Genomic DNA, 24,180 nt, shown 5'->3' with positions numbered 1-24,180 from the left:
ACGGGTGGAGGGGTGGACAGGTGGACGGGAACGGCATCCGCCACAATCCGTCGCGCCGTTCGTTGGCTGTCCACCCGTCCACCCGTCCACCTGTCCACCCTTCTTCTCGCCGCCGCCTGCGCTTCCCACACCGCAGCCGCGAAGGACGACTCCTGCGACGCGAGCATCACACTCCCACCGGGATTCTGCGCCCTCGTCTTCGCCGACACCGTCGGACCCGCGCGCCACATCGTCGTGCGTTCCAACGGCGACGTCTACGTCGGAATCGTGGATCAGCGGCGCGTACCGGGCGGTGTGCTGGCGCTGCGTGATACGAACAAGGACGGCCACGCCGACCTGAAGGAGCGATTCGGCGAGACGGGAGTGCATGGCGTCGCGTTGCAGAGCGACTCGACACTCATCGCGTCCACCGCCGACCAAGTTCTCCGCTTTCACCTGACCGCGATGCTCGGCACTCGCGGGCGGGTGGACACGATGATCACTGGGCTCGCCGAGCGGCAGATTCCATCGCACAGCCTGGCGATCGACTACAAAGGAAATTTGATCGTCAACATCGGCGCCAACTCGAATGGTTGCGCCACGAGCCAGGAACCGGGAGCGTCGGGCAAGAATCCGTGTCCCGAGCTCGAGACGAGCGGCGGCATCTGGAAATTCAAGCTCGATCCCCCGCGCCAGACGCTCGCCAACGGCACCCGCATCGCGACCGGCTTGCACAACGCCGTCGCGCTCGCGGTGAGTCCCCTCGACTCGACCGTCATCGCCGTGTCGCACGGCCGAGATGGGTTGCACGAGGGATGGCCGTCGGTGTTCTCGGACGTGGCGGCCGCCGAAGCCGCCGGTGAAGAGATGGTTCGCATCGCGTCCGCTCGCGCCGATTTCGGCTGGCCGTACTGTTATTACGACTATCTGAAAGACGAACGAAAGCTCGCGCCCGAGTACGGCGGCGACGGTCAGAGCACGGAGCGCTGCGATCACCTGATCCAGCCGCTCGTGACCTTCCCGGCGCACTGGTCGCCGATGTCCATCCTTTTCTACACGGGCACGATGTTCCCGCCCGATTACCGCGGCGGCGCGTTCATCGCCTTCCACGGCTCGTCCTTCCGCCGTCCCATGCCGGAGGACGGCTACGAAGTGGTCTTCCTCCACTTCAAGACCGGCCAAGCCACGACCTACGCCCCCTTCGCCACCGGTTTCGCCGGCGGAACCCTCTCGCCCACCGGCGCCGCCCATCGCGCGGTCGGCCTCGCCCAGGGGCCCGACGGAGCTCTCTACATCACGGACGACAAGGGCGGACGTATTTGGAAGATCGTCTATCGGAAGTAGGTCCGATGTGCGGTGCGGGCTCGGAAAAAGCACGAACGCGGATCACCGCGGATCGAACGACCATACCGCGGATGACATCTAGCACATCTGCGTAAGTCGATTTTCAAATCTGCGTTCATCCGCGTTTGCGCTTTGGTCGCCTGCCATCGTAGCCCGCCCGACACAGAACGTTGCACCCGATCGGTGTGCAAGTGGCGCCGTCTCGCGCGTCTCCTTGAGGGCATGTGGCGAAATCGGCCATACGCCGAGTTGACATTAGTATCTACTGGAGACGAGGTCGTCATGCGCGCGCAATTGCGGCTTGCGGTCGCGGGGTGCTTCACCGCGTTCGGTATTTCGGGAGCGCAGAGCGTTCCCGTCACGAAGGTCATGTTGTTCTCGTCGGGGGTCGGCTACTTCGAGCACGCTGGCACCGTCCGCGGCAACGCGTCCACCGAGCTGCGATTCAAGACGAGCCAGATCAACGACATCCTCAAGTCGCTCGTGCTGCAGGATCAGGACGGCGGACGCGTCGGCGCGATCACCTATCCGTCGCTCGACCCGCTCGACAAAACGCTCAAGAGCTTCCAGGTCGACATCACCCGCAATCCCAGTCTCGCCGACCTGCTCAATCAGCTCCGTGGCGCGCGGGTCACGATCGCCGCGCCGACCGAGCACCTCACGGGCACGATCCTCGGCGTCGAGCGCCGGCAAAAGGCGCCCGAGCGCGGCGAGGAGCCCGTCGAAGTTCCGGTGCTCAACCTCCTGAGCGGCGCCTCGATTCGCTCGATCGAGCTGCCGTCGATCGCCAGCCTCACGCTCGACGATCCGGAACTCCAAGACGAGCTCACCAAAGCGCTCAGCGCCCTGGTGCAGGCGCGCGACCAGGACAAGAAGCCGGTGACGATCAACTTTAGTGGCACGGGCGATCGCCACGTCCGCATCGGGTATGTCGTCGAAACTCCGATTTGGAAGACGAGTTATCGGCTGTTGCTCGGCGAAAAGAGCTCGGCGTATCTCCAGGGCTGGGCCATGGTCGAGAACCAGACCGAAGCCGACTGGAACAACGTCTCGCTCTCGCTCGTGAGTGGTCGCCCGGTGTCGTTCACGATGGATCTCTATCGGCCGCTCTACGCGACGCGCCCGGTCGTGCGTCCCGAGCTGTATGCCGGTCTCACGCCGCAGACGTACGATGACGCGATCAACGCGCGTGATTCCGTTGCACTCGCGAAAAGCGAGGGCGCCGACATGCTTCGACTTCGCGGACCGGCCGGAGGAACCGCCAACTCCCCGGCGGCTTCCCCTGCGCCCCGGCGCATTGGCTACGACGCCAACGGCCGCCCCGACGTGGCCCAACTCAGTGAAATTCTCGTGGGGGGCGCCGCCGGTGCGTCGTTCGACGCCGCATCATCCGTGCAGCCACTGGGCTCTTCGGGACGCATGGGTGAGCTCTTCCAGTATGCCGTCGGCAACGTCACGCTCGCGCGCCACAAATCCGCGATGCTGCCGATCGTGAATGACAGCGTCGAAGTCGAGCGACTGTCGATCTACAACGAGGGCGTTCTCGCCAGCCATCCGCTCAACGGCGTGCGGATGAAGAACACGAGCGGCAAGCATCTGTTGCAGGGCCCGCTCACCGTCATGGACCAGGGCTACGCCGGCGACGCGCGCATCGACGACCTGCCGCCCGGACAGGACCGTCTCCTCAGCTACGGCGTCGACCTCGAGGCGCTGGCGACCGCCAAACCGTTGGGCACCGCGATGTCGGTCACGACCGCACGCGTCCTCAAGGGAATTCTCATCGTCGAGCGCCACGTCGAGATGTCGAGGTCGTACGCGCTCGAGAACAAGAGCGGAAAGGACAAGGCGATCATCATCGAGCATCCCGTGCACCCGGGTTGGACGCTGACCGACACGCCCAAGCCGCTCGAGACGACACCGCTGGTCTACCGCTTCAAGGGCGACGCGCCGGCGCACAAAGTCGCCACGCTCACCGTCAAGGAGCAGTCGGTCCAGAACGAATCGCTCGCCATGCTGCCGATGGACGTCGCCCAGCTGCTCGTCTATCAGCGCACCGGCGCCATCCCCGCCAACGTCCGCGACGCCATCGCCAAAGCGATCGCGCTCAAGAACGCCGTGACCGATCTCGACCGCCAAATCGCGGCGCGGACCCAGGACGTTAATGGGATAACGGCAGAGCAGGGCAGAATCAGGGAAAACATGAAGACCGTCTCGAACAACACGCAGTACTACCAGCGGCTGCTCGCGAAGCTCAACGAGCAGGAGTCCACGCTCGAGTCATTGCACAACGACCGCGACGCGTTGACCACCAAACGAGACGCGGCGCGAAAAGAGCTCGAGGATTATCTGGGGAATTTGACGATCTCGTAGGTGCGAACGGCGGTTTGGCGGCGCTGGCTCCGCTCGGCGAGCATCTCGAAAGACCACTCGAGCCTAGCCTCGAGCAACAGCTGCGAGCAGGAGCCTCGAGCCCAAACAGCGCAGAAGCGGCGCGCATTCAGCTCGCAGCTGATGCTCGCAGCTGTCGCTCGCAGCTTGGCTCGCGTCGCATGACGCGATCTTCGCTCGCGCGCCGCGATCTCCGAAAAAGTCAACGGTTATTTCCGGCGTGATTTTTCACACGAGAAATTGCGCCCACGCGCAGTTTCGCTACTGTTCGTCTCCACGTGATCGATCCCACCGCGTTCATTCATCCCGCCGCCATCGTCACCGGCAACGTGACTCTCGGGAAGCGAGTTTCTGTGTGGCCGACCGCGGTGATCCGCGGCGACTCGGATACGATCGTGATCGGCGACGACAGCAACGTGCAGGACGGAACGATCGTGCACGTCGACGACGGAATTCCAACGCGCATCGGCAACCGCGTCGCGATCGGTCATCGCGCGATCGTGCACGGCGCGACGATCGAAGACGATTGTTTGATCGCGATGGGCGCGATTCTGTTGAACGGTGTGCACGTCGGCACCGGCTCGATCGTCGGCGCCGGCGCGGTGTGTCGTGAGGGAATGCGAATCCCGCCCAACTCGCTCGTGCTCGGGGTCCCCGGCAAGGTCATCCGTGAAACCACCGATGCCGACCGCGATCGGATTCGGAAGACGGTGGAGTCGTATGTGGAGCTCCAAGGCCGGTATAGGCTGGCTTGAGGGTGGACGGGTGGACGGGTGGACGGGTGGACTGGTGGACGGGAACCCCATAGACGTGTTTGGAGGCAAGTTGCCCCCGGATCATCACGACAGCGTCAAGACAGCATGACGGAGGGGGACGGGTGGAGAAGTGGACGAGTTCACATCTGAAGCGACGGCGAAACTCGTTCCGGGGCGGGCTCTTACGCCACGTTGGAGCGGTTTGCCGTCCACCTGTCCACCCGTCCACCCGTCCACCGGCGCGCGGCTCACCGCGCTTATCAACTTCGAACTACACCACCGCGCGCCTTTGTGATGTGGGTTTCGTAACTCCTGCTTCCACCAGCCCTTACATTACTACTGGCGTGGAATCACGAACATGAATAGAATGCCGCCCCGCAGTTCCTTCCTGCGGTAAAGCCCAGACAACTCGTTCGTTACAATCGATCTCACGGTCGATTGTTTTCGCCTCCGCACGCCGCCTCCGCGCTCGTACCAGGTCTCCGCACTCCGCCACCGCACTCGTCTCTCCGGAGCCACTCCCGATGCCTCTCCCCGTCAACCCGCCCGCGGGCCCCGTTTCGCTCTCCGCCAATGCGCGCACCGTTCTCGAAAAGCGCTACCTGGTGAAGAACGAAAAGGGCAAGCCCGTCGAGCAGCCAGAAGATCTCTTCTGGCGCGTGGCGACGGTCGTCGCGGAGGCGGATCGGCGCTACGGCTCGGCCGACAAGCAGGTCGAGAAGGTCGCCGAGCAGTTCTATCAGCTGATGACCCAGCGCCGGTTCGAGCCCAACTCGCCGACGCTCATGAATGCCGGCCGTCCGCTCGGTCAGCTGAGCGCCTGCTTCGTGCTCCCGGTCGAAGACGCGCTCGCGAACGGCAAGAACGGCATCTACGACACGCTGAGCGCCATGGCGCTCATCCATCAGTCGGGCGGCGGCACCGGCTTCTCCTTCTCGCGCCTGCGCGCGAAGGGATCGATGGTCCGCTCGACGACGGGCGTCGCGTCGGGACCCGTCTCCTTCATGAAGCTCTACGACGCGTCCACCGACGCGGTCAAGCAGGGCGGCACGCGGCGCGGCGCGAACATGGGCATCCTCCGCGTCGACCACCCCGACATCCTCGAGTTCATCACCTGCAAGGAAGACCTCACCCAGGTGACGAACTTCAACATCAGCGTCGCGGTGACGACGAAGTTCATGGAAGCCGTCAAGGCGGGGACGACCTACGACCTCGTCGATCCTTCTAGTGGTAAGCCCGTCGGGCAACAAGATGCGCGCACCGTCTGGGATCGCATGATCCTCGGCGCGTGGCGCACCGGCGAGCCCGGCGTCTTCTTCGTCGACGAAGCCAATCGCTACAACCCCGTCCCGAGCCTCGGCAAATACGAAGCGACGAATCCGTGCGGCGAGCAGCCCCTCCTCGCCTACGACGTCTGCAACCTCGGCTCGATCAACGTCGGCTTTTATGTGAAAGACGGAAAGCTGGATTGGGACGCCTTCAAGGCGGACATCCATCTCTCCACGCACTTCCTCGACAACATCATCGACGTCAACAAGTACCCGCTCGACGCGATCGACGCGCTCTCCAAGCGCATCCGCCGCATCGGACTCGGCGTCATGGGCTTCGCCGACGCGTGCGTCCGGCTCGGCATCGCATACGACACACCCGAGGGTGTGGAATTCGGCCGCAAAGTGATGGAGTTCGTCGACGTCGAAGGGAAGAAAGAGTCCGAGCGTCTCGCCGGCGAGCGCGGACCGTTCGCCGAGTGGGCCAAGAGCATCTGGGGCCCGGACGAAACGTGCGCGCGCGACGAAAAGGGCGAGCGCATTCGTCCGATGCAGCTGCTTCGCAATTGTAATGTTACAACTGTCGCGCCGACCGGCACGATCTCAATTATTGCGGGCTGTTCCTCCGGGCTGGAGCCGTTGTTCGCTGTTGCGTTCATGCGCAACCAGGCCGGCGTGATGATGCCCGACGTGAACGAAGACTTCGTCGCCATCGCCAAGTCCGAGGGCTGGTACACGGACGAGCTGATGGAGCGCATCGCCAAGACCGGCTCGGTCGAACACCCCGAAGTGCCGAAGAAGTGGCAGCGCGTCTTCGTCACCGCGAACGCGATCGCCCCCGAATGGCACATCAAGATGCAGGCTGCCTTTCAGCAGCACTGCGACTCGGCCATTTCAAAGACCACGAATTTCGCGCACACCGCGACCGTCGAGGACGTGCGCAAGATTTATGAGATGGCTTTTGATATGAAGTGCAAAGGCGTCACGGTTTATCGCGATGGCAGTCGCGATAACCAAGTCCTCAGCACTGGTGCGACCGAAAAGGCCAAGGAAGCGCGAGACACCGCCGGCGCACCGCGCCGAGAAGAGGATCGCTCGCTCGTCGCGGACCTCAAGAGCAGCATCGCGGAGCGCGACGCCGAGGTCGATAGGCTCAAGCGCCAGTTGTACGAGGTAGAAGCCGAGAACCTCCAGCGCCGCGCCAAGCGGAGCCGTCCGGACAAGCTCCGCGGCACTACTATAAGGAAGGAGACCCCCCTCGGCGTGATGTTCGTGAACATCACGGAAGACGAGAAGGGTCAGCCGTTCGAGGTGTTCATCAACCTCGGCAAGGCCGGCGGATCGGCGATGGCCGATACCGAAGCGATGGGCCGTTTGATCTCGTTGGCGTTGAGATCCGGCATTCCGATTACCGAGGTCCACCGACAACTACGTGGCATTTCAAGCGATCGCGCGGTGGGCCTCGGTCCAAACAAGGTCCTCTCGGTCCCCGACGCGATCGGCATCGCGATCGAAGAGTGGCACCGCGACCGGGTGACCGGTGTTCAGCAAGAGCTCATGCCACCCGCGGCTCCGGCGAGCGGAACGCCGAGTGCGCCGGTGAGTGAGATGACGCAGAGCATGACGCACCAGGTTCCGGCTGCCATGCGGCCGCAGGGGAATGCGCAGGCGGAAGCGGAGGCGCTCTTCGGGTTACACAAATCGAGCGAGGCGTACATCGGGACGTGCCCGGACTGCGGGTCGCAAATGGAGTATGCGGAGGGGTGCGTGAAGTGCCATGTGTGCGGGTTTAGTGAGTGCGGGTGACATTTTCCGCAGACGAATCTACAAAACGGCGCCGTCGGCGCCGTTTTGTATTTTCGCCTCTCCGGCGCTCATCACCGTCTGGGGCCGTGACTGTGCCGCCCTATTCGGCCGTCAGTGTTAGTCTCTCAACATGAGCGAAAAGAAGGCACGGGAAGAAAAAAAAGGCCAACGACGGGGTCCGCCAGAAGCCGGACGAGGTTTTTGCTCGTGGCCCGATCCGCCTGCTGCTGCTATTCATGGAGATCAGGTCGGAGAACGAGCTAGATGGGGAGGAGTCCCTCTTCCTACCGACCGTTGAATACCTCCAGTACCTCATCGCTCGGACCCAACCGGCAGCTGACGGTGTCGCGCCAACGGAGGAGGAGTGGACGGAGGCTTTGGGACCGGGCGCTCAAGGTGATGCACCTGACCCAAACACATCTCCACATTGGGGGGCCGCTAAGAACGCGCCGCGTGAGATCGACATGCTGCGCTTCATGATTGATAGTCAGCGCCTGGCTGTACGCGTCAATCAAGACGCTTCCGATCAACCATGTCAACCGCCTATTATCAGAGGTCGGTCCGTGCGGCGGCGCACGTTCGGCAGGTAGAAGGCTTCGTATATCATGAGACGCCAATGAGAGTGCGCAGCGTCGTTGCCTTGGCTGGACTCGTCGTCGTAGCGTGCAGTAAGGCGAGCACCCCGACCAACACGCCGGCGATCGACTGCAGCGGGACCGTTTCCGTTTCGCCATCGTCGGCGACCCTACACCTTGGAGACACGCTGCGAGCGGTGGCGAAGGACACGCCCTGCCCAGCCGGGCCGTCTACGGCCACGTTCCGATGGCGGTCGAGTGATACGACAATCGCCAACGTCGACTCGATCGCGGGACTGGTACGTGCGCGGAGCATCGGCCACGCGACGATCATCGGCACCGAAACAGGCAGTCAGGGCGTCCAAGTAGCGATGGCCCTGGAAGTCGTGCCGTACACGACGACTAGTGTTTTCTTGGCCGCACGTGATTCGCTTTGATTCGCTCCTCAGAATCGCGGGCCGGTTTCTCGCGGCGATCGCGGCGCTGGTGGTCGTTCATGCGGCTGGTGCCCAAACGGGCGTCACTTGGGCCATGGATGCCTCCGTCGGCCCCACTTATGGCGTCGGCGGTGATTTCGCTAGGCGATCGAATCCGCTCGCAGAAGTCGCCGTCAACTTTCGCAGAGATACGCGACCCGGCTTTGGCATCGACGCTGAAATCGCCTACGACTGTTCCGCGATACTCAACGGCGAGCTTTGTGCCGCGATACCTCCCGCAAATGTCCGGCGGATTTTCCCGCCTTCTCCGGACCGCTGGGACTTTTGGGCATCACGTGGGGATCACCTAGAGCCGTTCAGTTGCGTTTGAGTGCGGGTATGGCCGCATCGAATGTCTCTCCCCCAACCACGAGGCCAAAGGCATCATGCGCCCACGTGATTTGTTCCTGAGTGCCGCTCTCGTGGCCATTGCGTGGACTCCGTCCCTCTCGCAGTCCAACGCACAGTCGACGCTGCGCTTCGGAGTCATCGGCGGCGCAAATCTGGCGACGCTCACCCGCAGCGGTTCCGAGAGCCCGTCAAACCGCACTGGCTTCGCGGTCGGGCTCATGGCCGTGTTCCCTGTGTCACCGAGCCTCGCCATCCAACCGGAGCTCATGTTCACGATGAAAGGGGCACACTGGAATTCGAACTCGGCGACGGCCAAAGTCGACTATTTCGAGCTTCCCGTGCTCGCGCGCTTCGCCGTCCCCGGTTTCGGCCGTGTGAAGCCGTTCGTCTATGGAGGTCCCGCGTTCGCGTACAGGGCGAGCTGCTCGTACGACGCCATCTCCTACGTTCCAGGGGGTCTGGAGATGCGAGAGTCCAGGCTCACTTGCGACTCGCTCGCGGCGATTGGGCAACGCGCGTCGCCGGGAGTCCACTACAGCCACACGGATGTCGACGGAATAGTCGGCGGCGGCCTGGCCTTCGGCGTTGGCGGCAGAACCATGACCGTCGGGGTGCGCTACGACGTGGGATTTGTGAGGTTCTTGTCAGACGCCGATTCGAAGAATCGCGTATTGTCGTTCATGGGCACACTCGAGTGGCCGTTTCGCAAATGAACACACGCGCGTTCTTCATCGAGTGAATGGATGCGGAAATGCGAGCAACCGCGCAGGTCGGCTTGGCCTTAGCGTTTTCGCTTCTGTCGGCGGGCGCCGCGAGCGGCCAAGTCGTCGGTTGCCTGACGGGAGTAGACCCTCGTTCCGGCGACACCATCCGCGTCGGACCTTGGCTGTCCGATCGGTTTGCGCGCGTGCAGGTCGATTCGGCGTTCGCCGGGATCCGGACTACCGACGATCAGCGGAGCCGAGCCACTCGCATCGTTCAAGCGGCGATGACGGACATCGACGGCCTGAGACAATTCGGATCGCTCCCATTCCAAAGCGCTGGCGATTCCACGCGAGCGTGGGCTCGGCGGATTATGGACAAGCGAAATGCGGCGTTGGCGGGGCTGTTTTCGAGTGACCGGGATCGGAATCGACTGGAATCGAATCTTGAAACGATGAGTCGCTCGGCCAGTCGTTGCGACGAGGCCTGATTCGTCCATCCTAGTCCGCTCTCGTCACCTGCAGCAGAACCTCGCGTCGACTGCCGCCGCCCAGCACGATCAACGCGGCCGTCCAAGCATCTTGCCCCTCGCGGAATGAAAACCGCTGTACTCCAGCACCGTCGCCGACAGCCGGCCGCCCCTCGGCCTTCCAACCTCCGGCCGCGAGTTGCGCAGTGTAGTGCGCCAGGATGGAATCCGTTGGCATCGTCGTGCGCAAAGTCGTCGTCATGTTGCCACGCGAACCGCCGAAGCTGCTGCTGGCGCCGATGGCCACCGCGCCGGCGGGTGGCGACAAACGCGGCACCGTGACTGGAACGCTCTGCGGCATCATCCGGCTTCGCTCCGGACCACATGTCTGCCGCGCGCCTTCTCCATCGACGAGATACATCGCTACGACGAGCGGAGACCTGACTGAATCCAGCGTGGCGAACGTGGCCACCGTCGAGCCATTGCAGTATTGACCCTGGAAATTCTCGGTGGGGGTTTCGACGAACCCACCATGGCTCGGGCGAGTCGGCATCGACCCTGCGTGGACATAGCCCGCTCGTGCGAGCATCGCGTCGAGCACCTCCGGCGGTTTGGAAATACGTTGTCGTCAGACCGCCAAAGCCGCCGGGGAACAGACGGGCGACCACTTCAAACTCAGCGTCGCCGTCTACTGCCGGAAAAAGTGCGCGCACGCTGTCGTGTTGCGCACACAGGTCTGCACCGAAACGCGCGATCGTGGGCGTGGCTGGTTGACCGCTGAGCGCGACGACAAGGAGCAACCCGATCATAGACCAATCATACCCGAAGCGGTGAGCGACCACACCCGTATAGAACGCGGACCGCGAATTGCCCTCCTCACCGCTTCGGGGCCGCATGGTCACCCGCCGCGCCCGGCGCGTCGCCGCAGGCGGTGTCAGCTTCGGTTGAGAGAGAGGTCCTGATGTTCCGCCCGTCTCGCGTCGCCATCGCCGCGCTCGCGCTCATGGCCACCGCCTGTAGTGACTCCGACAACGACGTCGTACACACGCTCGACGCCGTCACCGTTCGCTTCGTGAACGACACGGACACGCCGCTTGCGATCTTCACCGGCAATATCACCGGCCCGGCGAATGCGACGCTCGCGTTCGGTGACGCAACCGGCTGCATGCTGATCGATCTGTCCAACGTGCCGGCGCTGGCCGTGACGAACGCGACGACCGGAGCGACGATCCTCTTCACGCCGGTGCTCCTCGCGGGAACCAACGTGACGGTCGTCGCCTTCGCCGATGCGGCCGGCACCGTTCAGTTCGCGCAGCTGCCCAATCGATTCGTGCCGATCGCGAACACGGCCGGGTTGCGTTTCTTCCACGGGGCCGCGACCACGGCCCCGCTCGACATGGCGCGCAACGGCGCCGCTCTCACGCCATTTACCCCGTTCGGCGCGGCGAGTGGATTCGTGAGCGTGCCGACCGATTCCGGAAGGATCACGTTCTCCAACCAATCCTCGGTCGTCCTCGATCTGGGAGAGCAGGCGTTCCCGCAGGGCGAGAATTCGATGGTGGTGCTCGGGCGGCCCGCGCCCAACACCGTTCCTCTTCGCTTCTTCACTGTGCGGGGTTGCTGAACGCGGCGGCGCTGAGAGTCGGAGGCAGGGAGCTGCGAAACCCCCGGTTGGGGTCATCAGCCGTCAGGCGCCGCGTGTCGATCTCGCCGACACTCTACGCGCGGAATAGGGTGCGCGGCTTAGCACCGCGAATGGGTTGGAGCCGGGAGGCGTCTCAGCTCCGACCACGGGCTGGCGCGTTTGCGCAAACGTCAGAATCATGCGACTCTCTCCAAAACTCCTCGGCCGAGGATAAGAAGATGCGCGGCACCGGTGCCCTCGCTTGGTCGTTGTCAGTCTTGGGATCATTCGGCGCGACTCAGGCTCACGCGCAGGATACCCTGTACTTCCCGCCGACGAATCACATCGCGATTCGCGTGATGCGGTCGCTGCCTTCGTTCGACGTGGCCGGCAACCATGTGTGGACGGTCAACGGCGCGACCGCGGCCGTGTCGCTCGGCGATCTGGACAGCGCCCGGCGCGACCGCGTTTCACCACCACACACGAGAGCAAGCCGACGTTCAACTCGCCGGCACTGCCGAGATAAAAGTTGGCGACCGCGCCGAGCCCTTCCCATCCGGGTCCGGGATCGTCGCCCCGGCGGACGTGGCCCACTCGTTCACGAATCGCGGGAGCGGTACCATCACTCTCCTCGAGTTCCACGCCGTCCCGCGCCCCGATCTCGTTCCCCCGCGCCCCAAGGTCACCTTTCCGGCCGCAGAGGAGGCCGTCTCGGTTCCGGCTGGCCAACAACTCGTCACGCGTGTGGATGTCGCTGACGGAAAGACACCCGACGGCCGGACGAGTTATGTGCGATGGCGCCCCGTCACCGAGTCGATCGATGTGCATCCCGCGGCGACGCCCACTGAGCTTTTCGTTTATGGCGAAGGGGAACGTGCAACTGCGTGCCGAGGGACGAACGATAGCATTGGCCGCGGGAACGCTTCTGATCATCCCGGGCCCGCTCGCCCACGCGCGCATCGATCCGGTCGGCGGAACACAAGCTGCTCTCGTCGAGTTTCGCGTGAACAAGTAGTGGCGGAGGCGTCGCCGTAAACGCCGAAACCGATGTGAGACATCTGATGTCCGGGCGAGATTGGCCTCGACGGATGGCGCTGATGCGGTGCTAGTGCGCGCGGGCAAGGCGGGGATTTTCGATCTTTCGTTCGACGAGACCGCAGGGCACCCGGAGCTCAACGAGACGGCGCATCAAGGTCTTCTTTGAGGCGGCGTCCGGCACACCGTCGCGAATCCGGTTCGCCGCCTCGTCGGTGCCGGCCGAGAGCACGCCATAGGCGCCGACGCGTTTGTCCAGATAGCGTCGCCAGTCATCGAGTTGGCCGGAGTCCCACTTCGCGGATTCGACGAGGACGTTCGCGCTGTCAATCGCCATTCCACCGAACGTCGGCGACAATTGTGGGAGGAGGACGTGGAGTGCGATGCTCCTCTCGTTAGTACGGACGAGCCGGACTACGACTCGGGGCGCTCGTTCTGGCCGCCCCTGCGCGTCTCGCGGTACTGCCTCGATGTAAATGCCCGCGAAACCTCCTGGCGCAGTCCGAGCCAAGCGAGCCCATTCACCATGAACTCCCGTTGCATACGATGTAGGCACCGTCACCTGCGGTGAGTTCATCGGTCGCGGCAACTGCGTCAACGGCGACGGCCGCGGCGTAGTTCGCACAGTATTTAACTAGGTCATACCACGAAGTAGCCTACGATTCCGTGCCGGCGGTTGAGTTCAGACAGCCGCCCGCGCGATGAACGGCGTGAAACGGCGGCTGGATCCCGGCCATTCCGGGGTCTGGCTTGCTAGGGTTGGTACGGCTGCGCGCTAGAAATCGGTGTCAGATATCGGACCTCTGACATCAGACCCGGCGTGGCATGAAGGGCGTGAGAGTTCGCCGGAGGCCCGCCGCGCAAACGCCGGGTCTGATGTCCGACGCCGGAAATCAGACGTCCGATTTCGAGCGGAAAGCCGTACTCACCTCGCCAATCGAACTCAGAGTGGCCGACACTCCCCGCGGACCCGTCGCGTTCAGCAGGCCCGTACGGTGAAAAGGGCGGCCGCGCCCGAATTGGATCAATGGTGTGAGAGCGGCGCCGACGACGATCATGGGGCTGAGGCCGGGCGCAGACCTTCGGCGCGCAGCGCTCGAACCAAAAACGCTCCCACGCGCCGCTCGTATTCGGCGGTGTCGTACGCGTACAGGTCCTCGTGTCCCGCGCCCTGCACGGCCCAATAGTCCTTGGGCGCCGGGGCTCGCGCGTAGAGCGACTCCGCTTCCACGATCGGCGTATACGGATCCGCGGTCCCGGCAAGCAACAACAGCGGCGCGTGCAACAGCGCGATGCGATCGATCGGGCGCAGCTCCCCTTCCGTAACGCCGACGTCGTTGCCCACAAAGTGAATCACAGCGGGCGCGAACCAGCGAGCCACTCCGCCGAGTGGACCAAGCCAGGTGCCGAGTCGATCGCTCACCGCCTGGCGAATCGTTGGATAGACCGACTCGAGGACAAATGCATTTGCGTCCAGCGGGCCGGGTCCGAGCAAGGCCGCCGCGCCGCCCATTGAGACGCCGATCACGCCGACGTGCTCGGTGGGCATCGCGCCGCGGAGGAATGTCATCGACGCCGCGGCATCGAGGCTCTCGCGCGCGCCGAACGTGACGTGGTCCCCCGGCGATTCGCCATGCGCCTGCAGGTCGGGAGCGAGCACGGTGAACCCGAGACGGTGCAGGAATCTCGCGCGCGCGAGCATGCTCGTGCGATTCTCGCCCACACCGTGCAGCAGGAGAACCGATCCGCCGCCCAGGATTCCGCGGGCCAGCCACGCGTGGATGTTGCTACCTGAAGCGCTCGCGTACGTAACGCTGACGGCGCCGAGATCGTTCGGGGCAGCCCCGACAGACGCACCATGGGGCCGCGCCATGACGCAGCCGGTCGCGACCAGCAAACAGCCGAACAGTCCGGCGTGGGCAGCCGCTGACATTCGATTCGAGAGTGACGACGTGGGACGCCTCGGCAGGAACGCGTGCGAATTGAACGAACGGCACGCAAAGTCACCAGTGCCGAAACTATGCCGATCTCACCGACCGAACGATGTCGTCGACGTTACCAATCAGACCCAGCTGCCCCCCTCCCCCCACAATCGCATCCGCCAGCATCCGCGAGTCTGCTGCTGGCGTTCTGGATTCACTCGTCTTCAGACGGGGTTGTTCTGTTCGGACGCGGCTTTGAGCGGTAATGTTCGCTAAACGCGGTGAAGACCGCGTTCGTGAAGTATCGCCGGAGGGCGAATGCGTCGCTTCAGTTCTGTACCCGCGCTGGGCCTTCTGTTCCTTTCCCGGCCGGTTGCCGCGCAGGCAGGCGGGACGGACACGACGTACCGCGCGGTCGATCGCGTCTTTGCCGCGTTCCGCGACACCGACGCTCCCGGTTGCGCGCTCGGTGTCAGCAAGGAGGGCCGCACGATCTACGAGCGCGGATACGGCATGGCGAATCTCGAGACGGGGACGCCCATCCGGCCGTCGTCCATCTTCCACGTCGCGTCGGTGTCGAAGCAGTTCACCGCGACGGCCATCATGCTCCTGGCGCGCGACGGCAAGCTCTCGGTGGACGACAACATCCGAAAGTACCTGCCCGAGATCCCAGACTACGGCACGCCGATCACGATCCGTCATCTCCTCACGCACACCAGCGGGCTGCGCGACCAGTGGGAGCTGATCGGCCTGGCGCGAGGGCGGTTCGAGGAGGACCGGATCACCGAGGCCGACGTGATGGACATAGTGCCGCGGCAGAAGGCGCTCAACTTCAAGCCGGGCGACGAATACCTCTACAGCAACACGGGCTTCACGCTGCTCGCGGTGATCGTCAAGCGGGTGAGCGGGCAGTCGCTCAGGGACTTCGCCGACGCGCGCATCTTCAAGCCGCTCGGCATGACGAGCACGCACTTTCACGACGACTACACCATGCTCGTGCCGAACCGGACCTCGGCCTATCAGCCGCGCGGCAGCAGCTGGCGGGTGAGCGTGCCGAACTTCGACGTCTATGGCGCGACGAGCTTGTTCACCACGGCAGGCGATCTCCTCAAGTGGGAGAACAACTTCGACAAGCCGGTCGTCGGCGATCGCGCGCTGTTCAAGCAGATGGAGACGCAGGCGCGCCTCACGAACGGCGACTCCACGGGCTACGGATTCGGCCTCTCGATGGGGACGTATCGCGGCGCGCGCGTGATCGAGCACAACGGCGCCGACGCGGGCTATCGGAGCTACGCCGGCCGATTCCCGGAACAGGGCCTCGCGATCGCCATCGCGTGCAACACGTCCACCGCGAACACGACTGGGCTCGCCCGCGGCGTCGCCGACGTCTACCTCGCGAGTGCCCTCGCGCCGGCGACGACGGTCGCATCGAACGCCGGCAACGACGTCGCGCAGCAGGCGGTGGCTGTTCCCGCGGCATCACTCGCCAAGCGCGTGGGGACGTACATCCAACCGACGACGCGCACGATCGTCGAGCTCATCGCGCGCGACGGAAAGCTGTATCAGAGCCGAGCGCCGAACGCGCCGCCGCTCGTCGCGCTGGCCGAGGATCGGTTCCGCTCTGAAACTGGACGGGTGGCGGTGTTTAGAGCGGGCGAGCACGCCGGCTTCGACGTGAACATCCCGGGTGCGCCGCGTCCGACGCCGTACGAGTGGCGCCCGCCGATTGTCGCATCGCGCAGCACGCTCGCTCCCTACGCCGGGGAGTATTTCAGCGACGAGGTGAACGCGCGCTACGTCGTGAGCGTCGCCACCGATTCGACGATTGCGCTGCGCACGGGCACGTCGAGCCCGATGGTCGCGCGCCCAGTGTTTCTCGACGGCTTCCTCGGGGGCGGGTACACGATCGAGTTCACGCGGAAGAACGGGCAGGTGAGCGGGTTCGAGGTGACGAACGGCCGGATGCGGCGGGTGCGGTTCGATCGGGTGGCCGGGGCGGGGAAGTGACCCCGGCCATTCTGAAGTCTGTCTTGCCACGTTTAGTACGGCTGTCCGCTAGAAATCGGTGTCGGACATCTGACGTCTGACGTCAGACCCTTCGTGACACGAAGGAGCGCGAGAGTTCCCGAAAGCTCGTCGTACCAACGCCGGGTCTGATGTCCGACGTCAGAAATCAGACGTCCGATTTCGAGCGGACAGCCGTACTCGACCCGCCACTCGAACTCAGAGTGGCCGGCAAGCCGTCGTAACGCTAAGCGAAACTCAAATTCGCGCCCAACATCGACAGATCGTAGTTTCGTCGCGTGACATCCATCAACTCGACCGTTCGCCGATTCGCCCTCATCGCCCTGATCGCGGTGGGCGTGAGTGACCCGGTCCTCGGGCAGACGGAAACGCAGCTCGCGCTGCACGCCGATCGCGGCCGGGACACGATCAGCCGCCACATTTACGGCCAATTCGCCGAGCACCTCGGACGCTTGATCTACGACGGCGTCTGGTCGCGGTCGACGAGCAAGGCGGGCGGGGCGGGGCCGTGGAAGATGCGCGAGGACGTCATCCAGGCACTGAAAGCGATCCAGGTGCCGAACATCCGTTGGCCCGGTGGCTGCTTTGCCGACACCTATCATTGGCGCGACGGCGTCGGGCCCACTGAAGAGCGGCCGAGCATCGTGAACACGAATTGGGGCGGCGTAACGGAGGACAACGGCGTGGGGACGCACGAGTATCTCGCGCTCGTGAAGGCCCTTGGCGCCGAACCGTACATCGTCGGGAACGTCGGAAGCGGGACCGTACAGGAGATGCACGACTGGTGGGAGTACGTGAATCATCCCGGCTCGAGCCCGATGGCCGACTTGCGCCGCCGGAACGGTCAGGAGGCGCCGTTCAACGTTCGCTTCTGGGGGCTCGGGAATGAGGCGTGGGGATGCGGCGGCAACATGCGGCCGGAGTACTACGCCGACGAGCTGAAACGCTATGCGACGTATCTCCCGGGATACGGCACGACGCACGCGTTCCGCATCGCCGTCGGTCCGGCTGACGCAGACTACAACTGGACTGAAGTCGTGATGCGTGAAGCGGGGCGTATGATCGACGGCCTCGACCTGCACCACTACACGCTGGCCGGGTCGTGGGCCTCGAAGGGTCCGGCGACGGGGTTCAACGAAGCGCAGTGGTTCCGCGCGATGCGCAACGCGCTCGCCGTCGACGAGATGATCACGCGCCACTCGGCGATCATGGACAGATACGATCCGCGCCGGCGCGTGGCGTTGATCGTCGGCGAGTGGGGGATGTGGCACGATCCGGAGCCGGGCAGTCATCCCGGCTTCCTGTATCAGCAGAACTCGATGCGAGACGCGGTCGTCGCCGCGGCGTCGCTTGACATCTTCAACAAGCACGCCGATCGCGTGCGGGGCGCGAACATCGCGCAGATGGTGAACGTGCTGCAGGCGATGATCCTGACGCAGGGCAGCCAGATGCTGCTCACGCCGACGTACCACGTGTTCGAGTTCTACACGGTACATCACGACGCCGTGCTTCTGCCGATCACGGTGTCGAGCGCGGGCTGGTACAGGCTGGGCGCCGACTCCGTGCCGGCCGTCAGCGCATCCGCGTCGCGCGACAGGAATGGCGTGATGCACGTGACGATGAGCAACCTCGATCCGACCGGCGCGCGCACCGTCACCGTCGACGTGCTGGGCGCGAGGGTGAGCAGCGCGACGGGGCGTGTCCTCACCGGCGCGACGACGGACGCCTTCAACAGCTTCGAGCATCCCGACGTCGTGAAGCCGGTGCCATTCAGCGGGGCGCGCGTGGCGAACGGACAGCTCGTCGTCACTCTTCCCGCGCATTCCGTGATCGTCCTCGAGCTTCGGTGATACCATGAGACTTTGGTCGATCGTCTCCCTGCTCGCTCTCTCGCTGGCCGTCGCGGCCTGTCGCTCGAGCGACCCGGCGAAGGATGGCGGAACACAGGCCGGCCAACCGGCGGGCCAACCGGCCGGCGCCGGGCACGCGAGCGTGGCTCGCGTCGGTTTCGGTGCGCTGCCGGACAGCGGTGGCGCCATCGAACAGTTCATCCTGACGAATGCACACGGCATCGAGGTACGCGCCATCACGTACGGCGCAATCATCACGTCGGTGCGAACGCCGGATCGAGCGGGACAGCTCGGCGACATCGTGTTCGGCTACGACTCGCTGAGCGGGTATGTGAAGGACGCAGCGTACTTCGGCGCCCTCGTCGGGCGATATGCAAACAGAATCGCGCACGGGAGGTTTACGATCGACGGCCAAGCGTTCACACTCGCGACGAACGACGGGCCGAACGCGCTGCACGGCGGCCGCCGCGGGTTCAACAAGGTCGTGTGGACGGGCGAGCAGTTCACGCACGGCGACACGGTCGGTGTGACCCTGCGTTACCTCAGCAAGGACGGCGAAGAGGGCTATCCTGGAAACGCTCGAGTCGCCGTCACCTATTCGCTCACACCGGCCGACGAGCTGCTCGTCGACCTGGAGGCGACGTCGGACAAGGCGACGATCGTGAATCTGTCGCAGCACAGCTACTGGAATCTCCACGGCGGCGGGCAGGGGACGATCCTCGACCATTTGCTGACGCTCGACGCGTCAGGCTATACGCCGGTCGACTCGACGCTCATTCCGACCGGCACGGTGACTCCGGTCGCCGGCACGCCCTTCGATTTTCGAACGCCGACGGCGATCGGTGCGCGCATCGATGCGCCGGATGCGCAGCTCCGGTTCGGACGGGGCTACGATCACAACTTTGTGCTGGATCGAAAGGGCGCGGGTCCGTCACACGCTGCGCGGCTCGCCGACCCCGTGTCGGGCCGCACGCTCGACATCGCCACGACGGAGCCCGGCATTCAGTTCTACTCCGGCAACTTCCTCGACGGCACGGTGCGCGGGAAGAGCGGCCAGGTGTACGCACATCGCGGCGCCCTGGCGCTCGAGACGCAGCACTATCCGGATTCGCCGAATCGGCCGTCGTTTCCCTCGACAATACTTCGGCCGGGCGATACGCTGCGCTCGCGGACCGTCTTCAGCTTTGGAGTGATGCGCTAGCGCGGTGGCTGCTTACTGGTTCTCTAATGCTTCGCCGTTCGTCGGGTCGGGGAGTTCGTTGAGGCGCGTGACGTCGGTTGGATCATGGCCACTCTGAGGTCTGTCTTCGCCAGGGGGGTTCGGCTGTGCGCTAGAAATCAGTGTCAGATGTCGGACCTCTGACGTCAGACCCGGCGTGACGCGAAGGAGCTTCCAATTCGTGGAGGCTCGTCGCACAAACGCCGGGTCTGATGTCCGCCGTCGGAAATCTGACGTCCGATTTCGAGCCGCGAGCCGTACTCGACCCGCCAGTCGAACTCAGAGTGGCCGGCTCTCGCTGTCTCGACGCAGGCGGAGCCTGTTGGAGATCGCTCTCGGGTTGATCGCGTCAGCGGGTTTCGCCGGGGTGATAGCCCATTCCCGCGGTCGCAACCGGCTTCCTCCTCTCCGCCTTTTCCAGAAAATGCCTGATGATCGGAATCACGCGCTCGGGTTCCGACATCGGCGCGTTGTGGCCGGCATCGGGCACCACCGCGAGCTCGCCGTTGCGAATGCGGCTGGCGGCGTCGGCGGCGTGCTCGACGCGGACGAAGTCGCGATCGCCGAGCGCGATGAGGAGCGGCGCTTCGATCGATGCCAGCTCCTCGTTCGAGAAGCCGTCCCACGCGAGGCCGGCGACCTTCGCCCAGAGCGTGGGCCACTGATCCGGATTGGGGGCAACTCTCTTATACGCTTCGCGCTTGAACGCGAACGCGTCGTCGTCAGCGGTGGGCGGACGGTCGAAGCGCAGCATCGCCGGGTTGTGGGCGACGCTCGCCGGGCCGAACGTCGCGCCCCACGTGGCCACCCGACGCACGAGCTCGGGATGACGAAGCGCGATCATCGCCGCCGTGTTGCCGCCGAAGCTGAAGCCGAAGAAATCGGCTCTCTCGATGCCCAGATGCTTCAGCAGCGCGACGACGTCGTTGGCGTACTGCTCGATCGAGAGCGGCCGTTGCGGAATGTCCGCGGTGCGGCCGTGCCCCTGAAGGTCCATCGTGATGACTGAGTGGCTCTCGAGCAGCGCGGGGAATGAAATCAGCCCGGCGAAGCCGAAGGCGTTGGGGATATATACGAGCGGGTCGCCCGCCGGCGGGCCCTCGATTTCGTAATACATCCGGAGACCGTTCACCGGCGCGTAGCCGCGAGTTGTCACGCTCATCGTCAAGTGTCCGTGAGTTTCGGAAATGGCGCCACAGCCTCGTGGCGAATGATGGCAGCTTCATCGCCGCCATCATCGGGACCCACATCGCAATGAACGATGCCGCCGCGCCGGTCCACGTCTGTCCCGGCATCCCCATTATCATCGTGGACGCCGCGCTGCAGTCGGTCATCTTACCTTCCGGCGCCGAGCTTGCCGTATGAATCGCGATGACGCCACCAGAAGCCCGTCTCGTTGCGGCCCTTCGGCGCGCGGTCCAGCCACTGGTACATCCCCCACTCCCCGTCGGACCAGGCGTCACCGGGCACGCGAACACGGTGACGATCACGATTACAACCGCCACCGTTCCGATTCTCCCGGTTGGAACGAAGCTGGTTTTGCCGGCGCAAGCCCAAGTTGCACCCTAAGCGCTGTCAGGCGGTAGCCGTCCCGACGGTGGCGGGAACACCATGAGTGCCCCGCAGTCAGGCGAGCGACTGCGGGGAGTTCATTCTTTTTTCATCATCCAAAAACCGACGCGCAATCTTGGCGCGTTATGATGGCGCATGCCGTCAAACCTCGAGCCCCGGCGCGACGTCGCGGGGTGGATCTGGCGCGGCCTGATCGCGGCGCTCTTCGCGTACATCGGCTGGGGCAAGTTCGACAGCGCGCCGAACGGCGAGTGGGTACGAATCTTCGCCAAGATCGGCCTCGGCCAGTGGTTTCGCGTATTCACCGGACTCGTCGAGATCGGTGGCGGCACCCTGTTTCTCTTTCCGCGCACGAACAAGGTCGGGGCAGCGCTGCTCGCCGCGGCGATGCTAGGCGCCATAGTCGCGGACGTCGCGATAGGCACCGCGGTCTTCGTGATCGTACCGCTGGCTCTGTTGGCCGCAGTTGTCATCGTCGCCGCCCGAGATCCCAGCCTCGACCTGGTCAGGCGGCGCTAACGTCTTGCAAAATAGACCGGCCAACAGAATGGGATTAACGGCGCGGCATCACGGCCATTCCGCGGGCTGTCTTCCTTGACTGGCCCCGATCTTGGGCTCGAAGTCGGAGGACAGATGTCGGACCTCGGACATCAGACCAGCTCTCGCCGGTTCGACCCGCCTTTTTTGCGCCTTTTTCTCGATCCACCCCAGAACCCGATTCCAACCCCCGCGGGGGTACGTGTCACTCACCTGAATGCGCACGCTCTTCCGCGTAGCACTCGCAGTTCCGACGACGGCGACTTGAACGCCGGCGAGGACGCGTTTCGGACGCTGTACAGGGCGCACACCCCGGCGCTCTACGCGTTGGCGTTGCGGCTCGCCGCGAGCGACCAGCACGAGGCCGAAGATCTCGTCCAGGAGACCTGGGTGCGCGCCACGCGCAAGATGTCGACGTTCCGCGGAGAGTCGGCGTTGCGGACGTGGCTCTGCGGCGTGTTGGTCAACGTCCGCCGCGAGCGGGTGCGCTCGGCGTGGCGGATGGTGGGCACCGAGGATATCGACCCTGTTGCTCCGCCCGCGCACGACACGGCGTTCGATCTCGAGCGCGCGATCGCCGCCCTCCCCGAAGGGGCGCGCGACATCTTCGTGCTTCATGAGATCTACGGCTACGCACATCACGAGATCGCCGGCATGCTCGGCGTCGTCGAAGGCACATCGAAGAGTCAATTGGCGCGCGCCCGCACGCTTCTTCGCAGGGCGTTGAATCGCGACGAGGGTCGACCATGACAGAACTACCCGACGACATCACACGCGCGCTCGCCGACTTACCGCGGGAGCAGCAGCCTGATCCCGCGCTCGAGGAGCGGGTCGTCCGCGCCGTGTTCGGGGGCGAGCGCCGCGGACGCTGGATGTGGGTGAGTGCCGTGGCCGCGGCGGCAGTGTTGCTCGTCATCACGCATGCCTGGTCTCGACGCCCCGGTCAGACGTACGTGCTCCTCCTCTCACCGGGATCGGCGTATCTCGCGCCGCCGCCGGGCAAAATGGGCGAGCGCCGGGCCGAGTACGGCCGCTGGGCGGACAGTCTGGCCCGCCTCGGTAAGCTCGACGTCGAGGGACGTCTCGAGCCTCCGGGCGACGTCGTCGATGGCTTGTTCATCATCCGCGCGGCGAACGACTCGGACGCGGCGCGGATCAGCGCGACGTGTCCTCACAACAAGTATCGCGGGCGGATCGAGCTACGGCGATTCATCGAGTAGATGGTTTGTGCGGCGCGTGTGCGGACGTTCCGTCTGACCACTGACCGACGGGAACGTTGAACTCGATCACTGGCGCCGGATCCCAGGAAACGAAGAAGGCGGGGTCGTCTTGAAATACGTCGCTGCGCGGAAGCTCGAACATCACGTGCGCCAGATTGTGGCTTCCCTGATCGGTCAGGTACGCCTGCTTTGACATCATATAGCACATCGAGCCGGCGTCTGGAGCGCCGAGCTCTTTCGTGGCCACGGCGGTCCTGATCGCTTCCGTGATTTGAGCTTTCGAAGCGCCAGCGAGCGCCATCCCGGCCTGCTTCATGGCATAGGGCAACAGTGACCGCGCCGCGGGTGGATTCATGCAGATGGGGCTCCGGTTCTTTGGACTCCAGAACTCGGGGTTGTTCAACGGCCCGGCGAACGCTCTGCCCACCACGCAGACGAAACCGTTCTTGCCGCGGACCGCGGTCTCGAAGTTCTTCTGTCCCAGCACCAAGATCTCGGCGTCGCGCGAAATCGAGGGAGGCGCCGCGGTGCGGGCCAGTGCGATTTCCGCATCGCGGTCCATCCGGTATTGCTCGATTGGAGCCATGCTGGCGTACAGCGATCGGGAATCCTGCGCGTTGGCGTTCTGTGTGTGGATCGGCAACGCAGAGCTGAACAGGGCGATCAATACTCCGTTTCCCCAGGCGAACGCTTTACGTGTCTTTCGGGGCATCGAGATCTCCTCCGCTGATGTGAGCTCGCTCTAGGCTGCTCCTTGTTGTGACTGAGCGCCGTTTGGATTGGGTGCTTCCAACGGGGGAAAAGGTTGGAATGCCAGGTCTGCTCGGCACCGGCGATTGGATCCCGGCCACTCTGAGGTCTGTCTTCTGGGGCGGGGTACGGCTGTGCGCTAGAAGTCAGTGTCAGATATCGGACGTCTGACGTCAGACCCGGCGTGACTGGAAGGAGCTTCCAGTTCGTGGAGGCTCGTCGCACAAACGCTGGGTCTGATGTCCGACGTCAGAAATCCGAAGTCCGATTTCGAGCGGCGAGCCGTACTCAACCCGCCAATCGAACCCAGAGT

General features: G+C 64.4%; 20 protein-coding genes. 14 read left to right on the top strand and 6 right to left on the bottom strand.

Annotated elements, in window-relative coordinates; genetic code table 11:
• The first annotated feature begins 12 nt into the window (after positions 1 to 12).
• The 6 genes from VGQ44_07515 (at position 13) to VGQ44_07490 (ending at position 9,655) form a co-directional block, all read left to right on the top strand.
• Positions 13 to 1,323 carry a hypothetical protein gene (locus tag VGQ44_07515; protein ID HEV8446651.1) on the top strand — a complete coding sequence of 437 codons (1,311 nt, stop codon included), beginning with the start codon at positions 13 to 15 and terminating at the stop codon, positions 1,321 to 1,323.
• A gap of 282 nt (positions 1,324 to 1,605) precedes the next feature.
• A complete protein-coding gene (locus VGQ44_07510) occupies positions 1,606 to 3,693 on the top strand; it encodes a hypothetical protein (protein ID HEV8446650.1) in 2,088 nt (695 codons plus the stop codon).
• A 296-nt stretch (positions 3,694 to 3,989) separates the two neighbouring features.
• Entirely contained in the window at positions 3,990 to 4,466 is a 477-nt protein-coding gene (locus VGQ44_07505; GenBank protein ID HEV8446649.1) for a gamma carbonic anhydrase family protein, read from the top strand.
• A gap of 524 nt (positions 4,467 to 4,990) precedes the next feature.
• Positions 4,991 to 7,540: a vitamin B12-dependent ribonucleotide reductase gene (locus VGQ44_07500; protein ID HEV8446648.1), complete on the top strand. Its 2,550-nt coding sequence runs from the start codon at positions 4,991 to 4,993 to the stop codon at positions 7,538 to 7,540.
• 616 nt (positions 7,541 to 8,156) lie between these two features.
• A complete protein-coding gene (locus VGQ44_07495) occupies positions 8,157 to 8,552 on the top strand; it encodes an Ig-like domain-containing protein (GenBank protein HEV8446647.1) in 396 nt (131 codons plus the stop codon).
• A 425-nt stretch (positions 8,553 to 8,977) separates the two neighbouring features.
• A complete protein-coding gene (locus VGQ44_07490; GenBank protein HEV8446646.1) occupies positions 8,978 to 9,655 on the top strand; it encodes a porin family protein in 678 nt (225 codons plus the stop codon).
• Between the two features lie 489 nt (positions 9,656 to 10,144).
• On the opposite strand, the gene VGQ44_07485 is transcribed toward VGQ44_07490, so the two are convergent.
• A complete protein-coding gene (locus VGQ44_07485; protein HEV8446645.1) occupies positions 10,145 to 10,666 on the bottom strand; it encodes a hypothetical protein in 522 nt (173 codons plus the stop codon).
• 408 nt (positions 10,667 to 11,074) lie between these two features.
• Between VGQ44_07485 and VGQ44_07480 the strand changes: the two genes are divergently transcribed.
• The gene (locus tag VGQ44_07480) at positions 11,075 to 11,737 is read left to right on the top strand and encodes a hypothetical protein (GenBank protein ID HEV8446644.1); all 663 of its coding nucleotides are present in this window, start codon (positions 11,075 to 11,077) and stop codon (positions 11,735 to 11,737) included.
• A gap of 859 nt (positions 11,738 to 12,596) precedes the next feature.
• Positions 12,597 to 12,752, top strand: coding sequence for a hypothetical protein (locus tag VGQ44_07475; protein ID HEV8446643.1), 156 nt, complete (start codon positions 12,597 to 12,599; stop codon positions 12,750 to 12,752).
• Between the two features lie 90 nt (positions 12,753 to 12,842).
• Here the strand turns inward: VGQ44_07475 and VGQ44_07470 are convergent, their stop codons facing one another.
• Both VGQ44_07470 and VGQ44_07465 read right to left on the bottom strand, forming a co-directional pair.
• Positions 12,843 to 13,109 (bottom strand): hypothetical protein, encoded by a 267-nt coding sequence (locus VGQ44_07470; GenBank protein ID HEV8446642.1) that lies wholly within the window; start codon positions 13,107 to 13,109, stop codon positions 12,843 to 12,845.
• Positions 13,110 to 13,826: 717 nt separating this feature from the next.
• Positions 13,827 to 14,705: an alpha/beta fold hydrolase gene (locus VGQ44_07465; protein HEV8446641.1), complete on the bottom strand. Its 879-nt coding sequence runs from the start codon at positions 14,703 to 14,705 to the stop codon at positions 13,827 to 13,829.
• Between the two features lie 307 nt (positions 14,706 to 15,012).
• Between VGQ44_07465 and VGQ44_07460 the strand changes: the two genes are divergently transcribed.
• The 3 genes from VGQ44_07460 to VGQ44_07450 all read left to right on the top strand — a co-directional run bounded on the left by VGQ44_07460 (position 15,013) and on the right by VGQ44_07450 (position 19,770).
• Positions 15,013 to 16,701, top strand: a complete 1,689-nt coding sequence (locus tag VGQ44_07460; protein HEV8446640.1) for a serine hydrolase domain-containing protein — start codon at positions 15,013 to 15,015, stop codon at positions 16,699 to 16,701.
• Positions 16,702 to 16,997: 296 nt separating this feature from the next.
• A complete protein-coding gene (locus VGQ44_07455) occupies positions 16,998 to 18,569 on the top strand; it encodes an alpha-L-arabinofuranosidase C-terminal domain-containing protein (protein ID HEV8446639.1) in 1,572 nt (523 codons plus the stop codon).
• Positions 18,570 to 18,573: 4 nt separating this feature from the next.
• On the top strand, positions 18,574 to 19,770 hold the full coding sequence (locus tag VGQ44_07450; GenBank protein HEV8446638.1) for an aldose epimerase family protein: 1,197 nt from the start codon (positions 18,574 to 18,576) through the stop codon (positions 19,768 to 19,770).
• A gap of 367 nt (positions 19,771 to 20,137) precedes the next feature.
• Here the strand turns inward: VGQ44_07450 and VGQ44_07445 are convergent, their stop codons facing one another.
• The gene (locus VGQ44_07445; GenBank protein HEV8446637.1) at positions 20,138 to 20,950 is read right to left on the bottom strand and encodes an alpha/beta hydrolase; all 813 of its coding nucleotides are present in this window, start codon (positions 20,948 to 20,950) and stop codon (positions 20,138 to 20,140) included.
• 173 nt (positions 20,951 to 21,123) lie between these two features.
• Positions 21,124 to 21,258, bottom strand: coding sequence for a hypothetical protein (locus VGQ44_07440; protein ID HEV8446636.1), 135 nt, complete (start codon positions 21,256 to 21,258; stop codon positions 21,124 to 21,126).
• A gap of 237 nt (positions 21,259 to 21,495) precedes the next feature.
• On the opposite strand from VGQ44_07440, the gene VGQ44_07435 reads away from it, so the two are divergent.
• The 3 genes from VGQ44_07435 to VGQ44_07425 all read left to right on the top strand — a co-directional run bounded on the left by VGQ44_07435 (position 21,496) and on the right by VGQ44_07425 (position 23,117).
• Positions 21,496 to 21,879, top strand: a complete 384-nt coding sequence (locus tag VGQ44_07435) for a DoxX family protein (GenBank protein HEV8446635.1) — start codon at positions 21,496 to 21,498, stop codon at positions 21,877 to 21,879.
• A gap of 282 nt (positions 21,880 to 22,161) precedes the next feature.
• On the top strand, positions 22,162 to 22,647 hold the full coding sequence (locus tag VGQ44_07430; protein ID HEV8446634.1) for an RNA polymerase sigma factor: 486 nt from the start codon (positions 22,162 to 22,164) through the stop codon (positions 22,645 to 22,647).
• The gene (locus tag VGQ44_07425; GenBank protein HEV8446633.1) at positions 22,644 to 23,117 is read left to right on the top strand and encodes a hypothetical protein; all 474 of its coding nucleotides are present in this window, start codon (positions 22,644 to 22,646) and stop codon (positions 23,115 to 23,117) included. Before VGQ44_07430 ends, VGQ44_07425 begins: the two co-directional genes overlap by 4 nt.
• Here VGQ44_07425 and VGQ44_07420 read toward each other — a convergent pair.
• Positions 23,107 to 23,829 carry a hypothetical protein gene (locus VGQ44_07420; GenBank protein HEV8446632.1) on the bottom strand — a complete coding sequence of 241 codons (723 nt, stop codon included), beginning with the start codon at positions 23,827 to 23,829 and terminating at the stop codon, positions 23,107 to 23,109. The two genes, VGQ44_07425 and VGQ44_07420, sit on opposite strands and share 11 nt — an antisense overlap.
• Between the last annotated feature and the right edge of the window lie 351 nt (positions 23,830 to 24,180).

Source organism: Gemmatimonadaceae bacterium (assembly GCA_036003045.1).
In the GTDB taxonomy this organism is placed as follows: domain Bacteria; phylum Gemmatimonadota; class Gemmatimonadetes; order Gemmatimonadales; family Gemmatimonadaceae; genus JAQBQB01.
The sequence above is the reverse complement of the archived record's forward strand: the minus strand, read 5'-3'. Positions and strand labels throughout refer to the sequence as shown.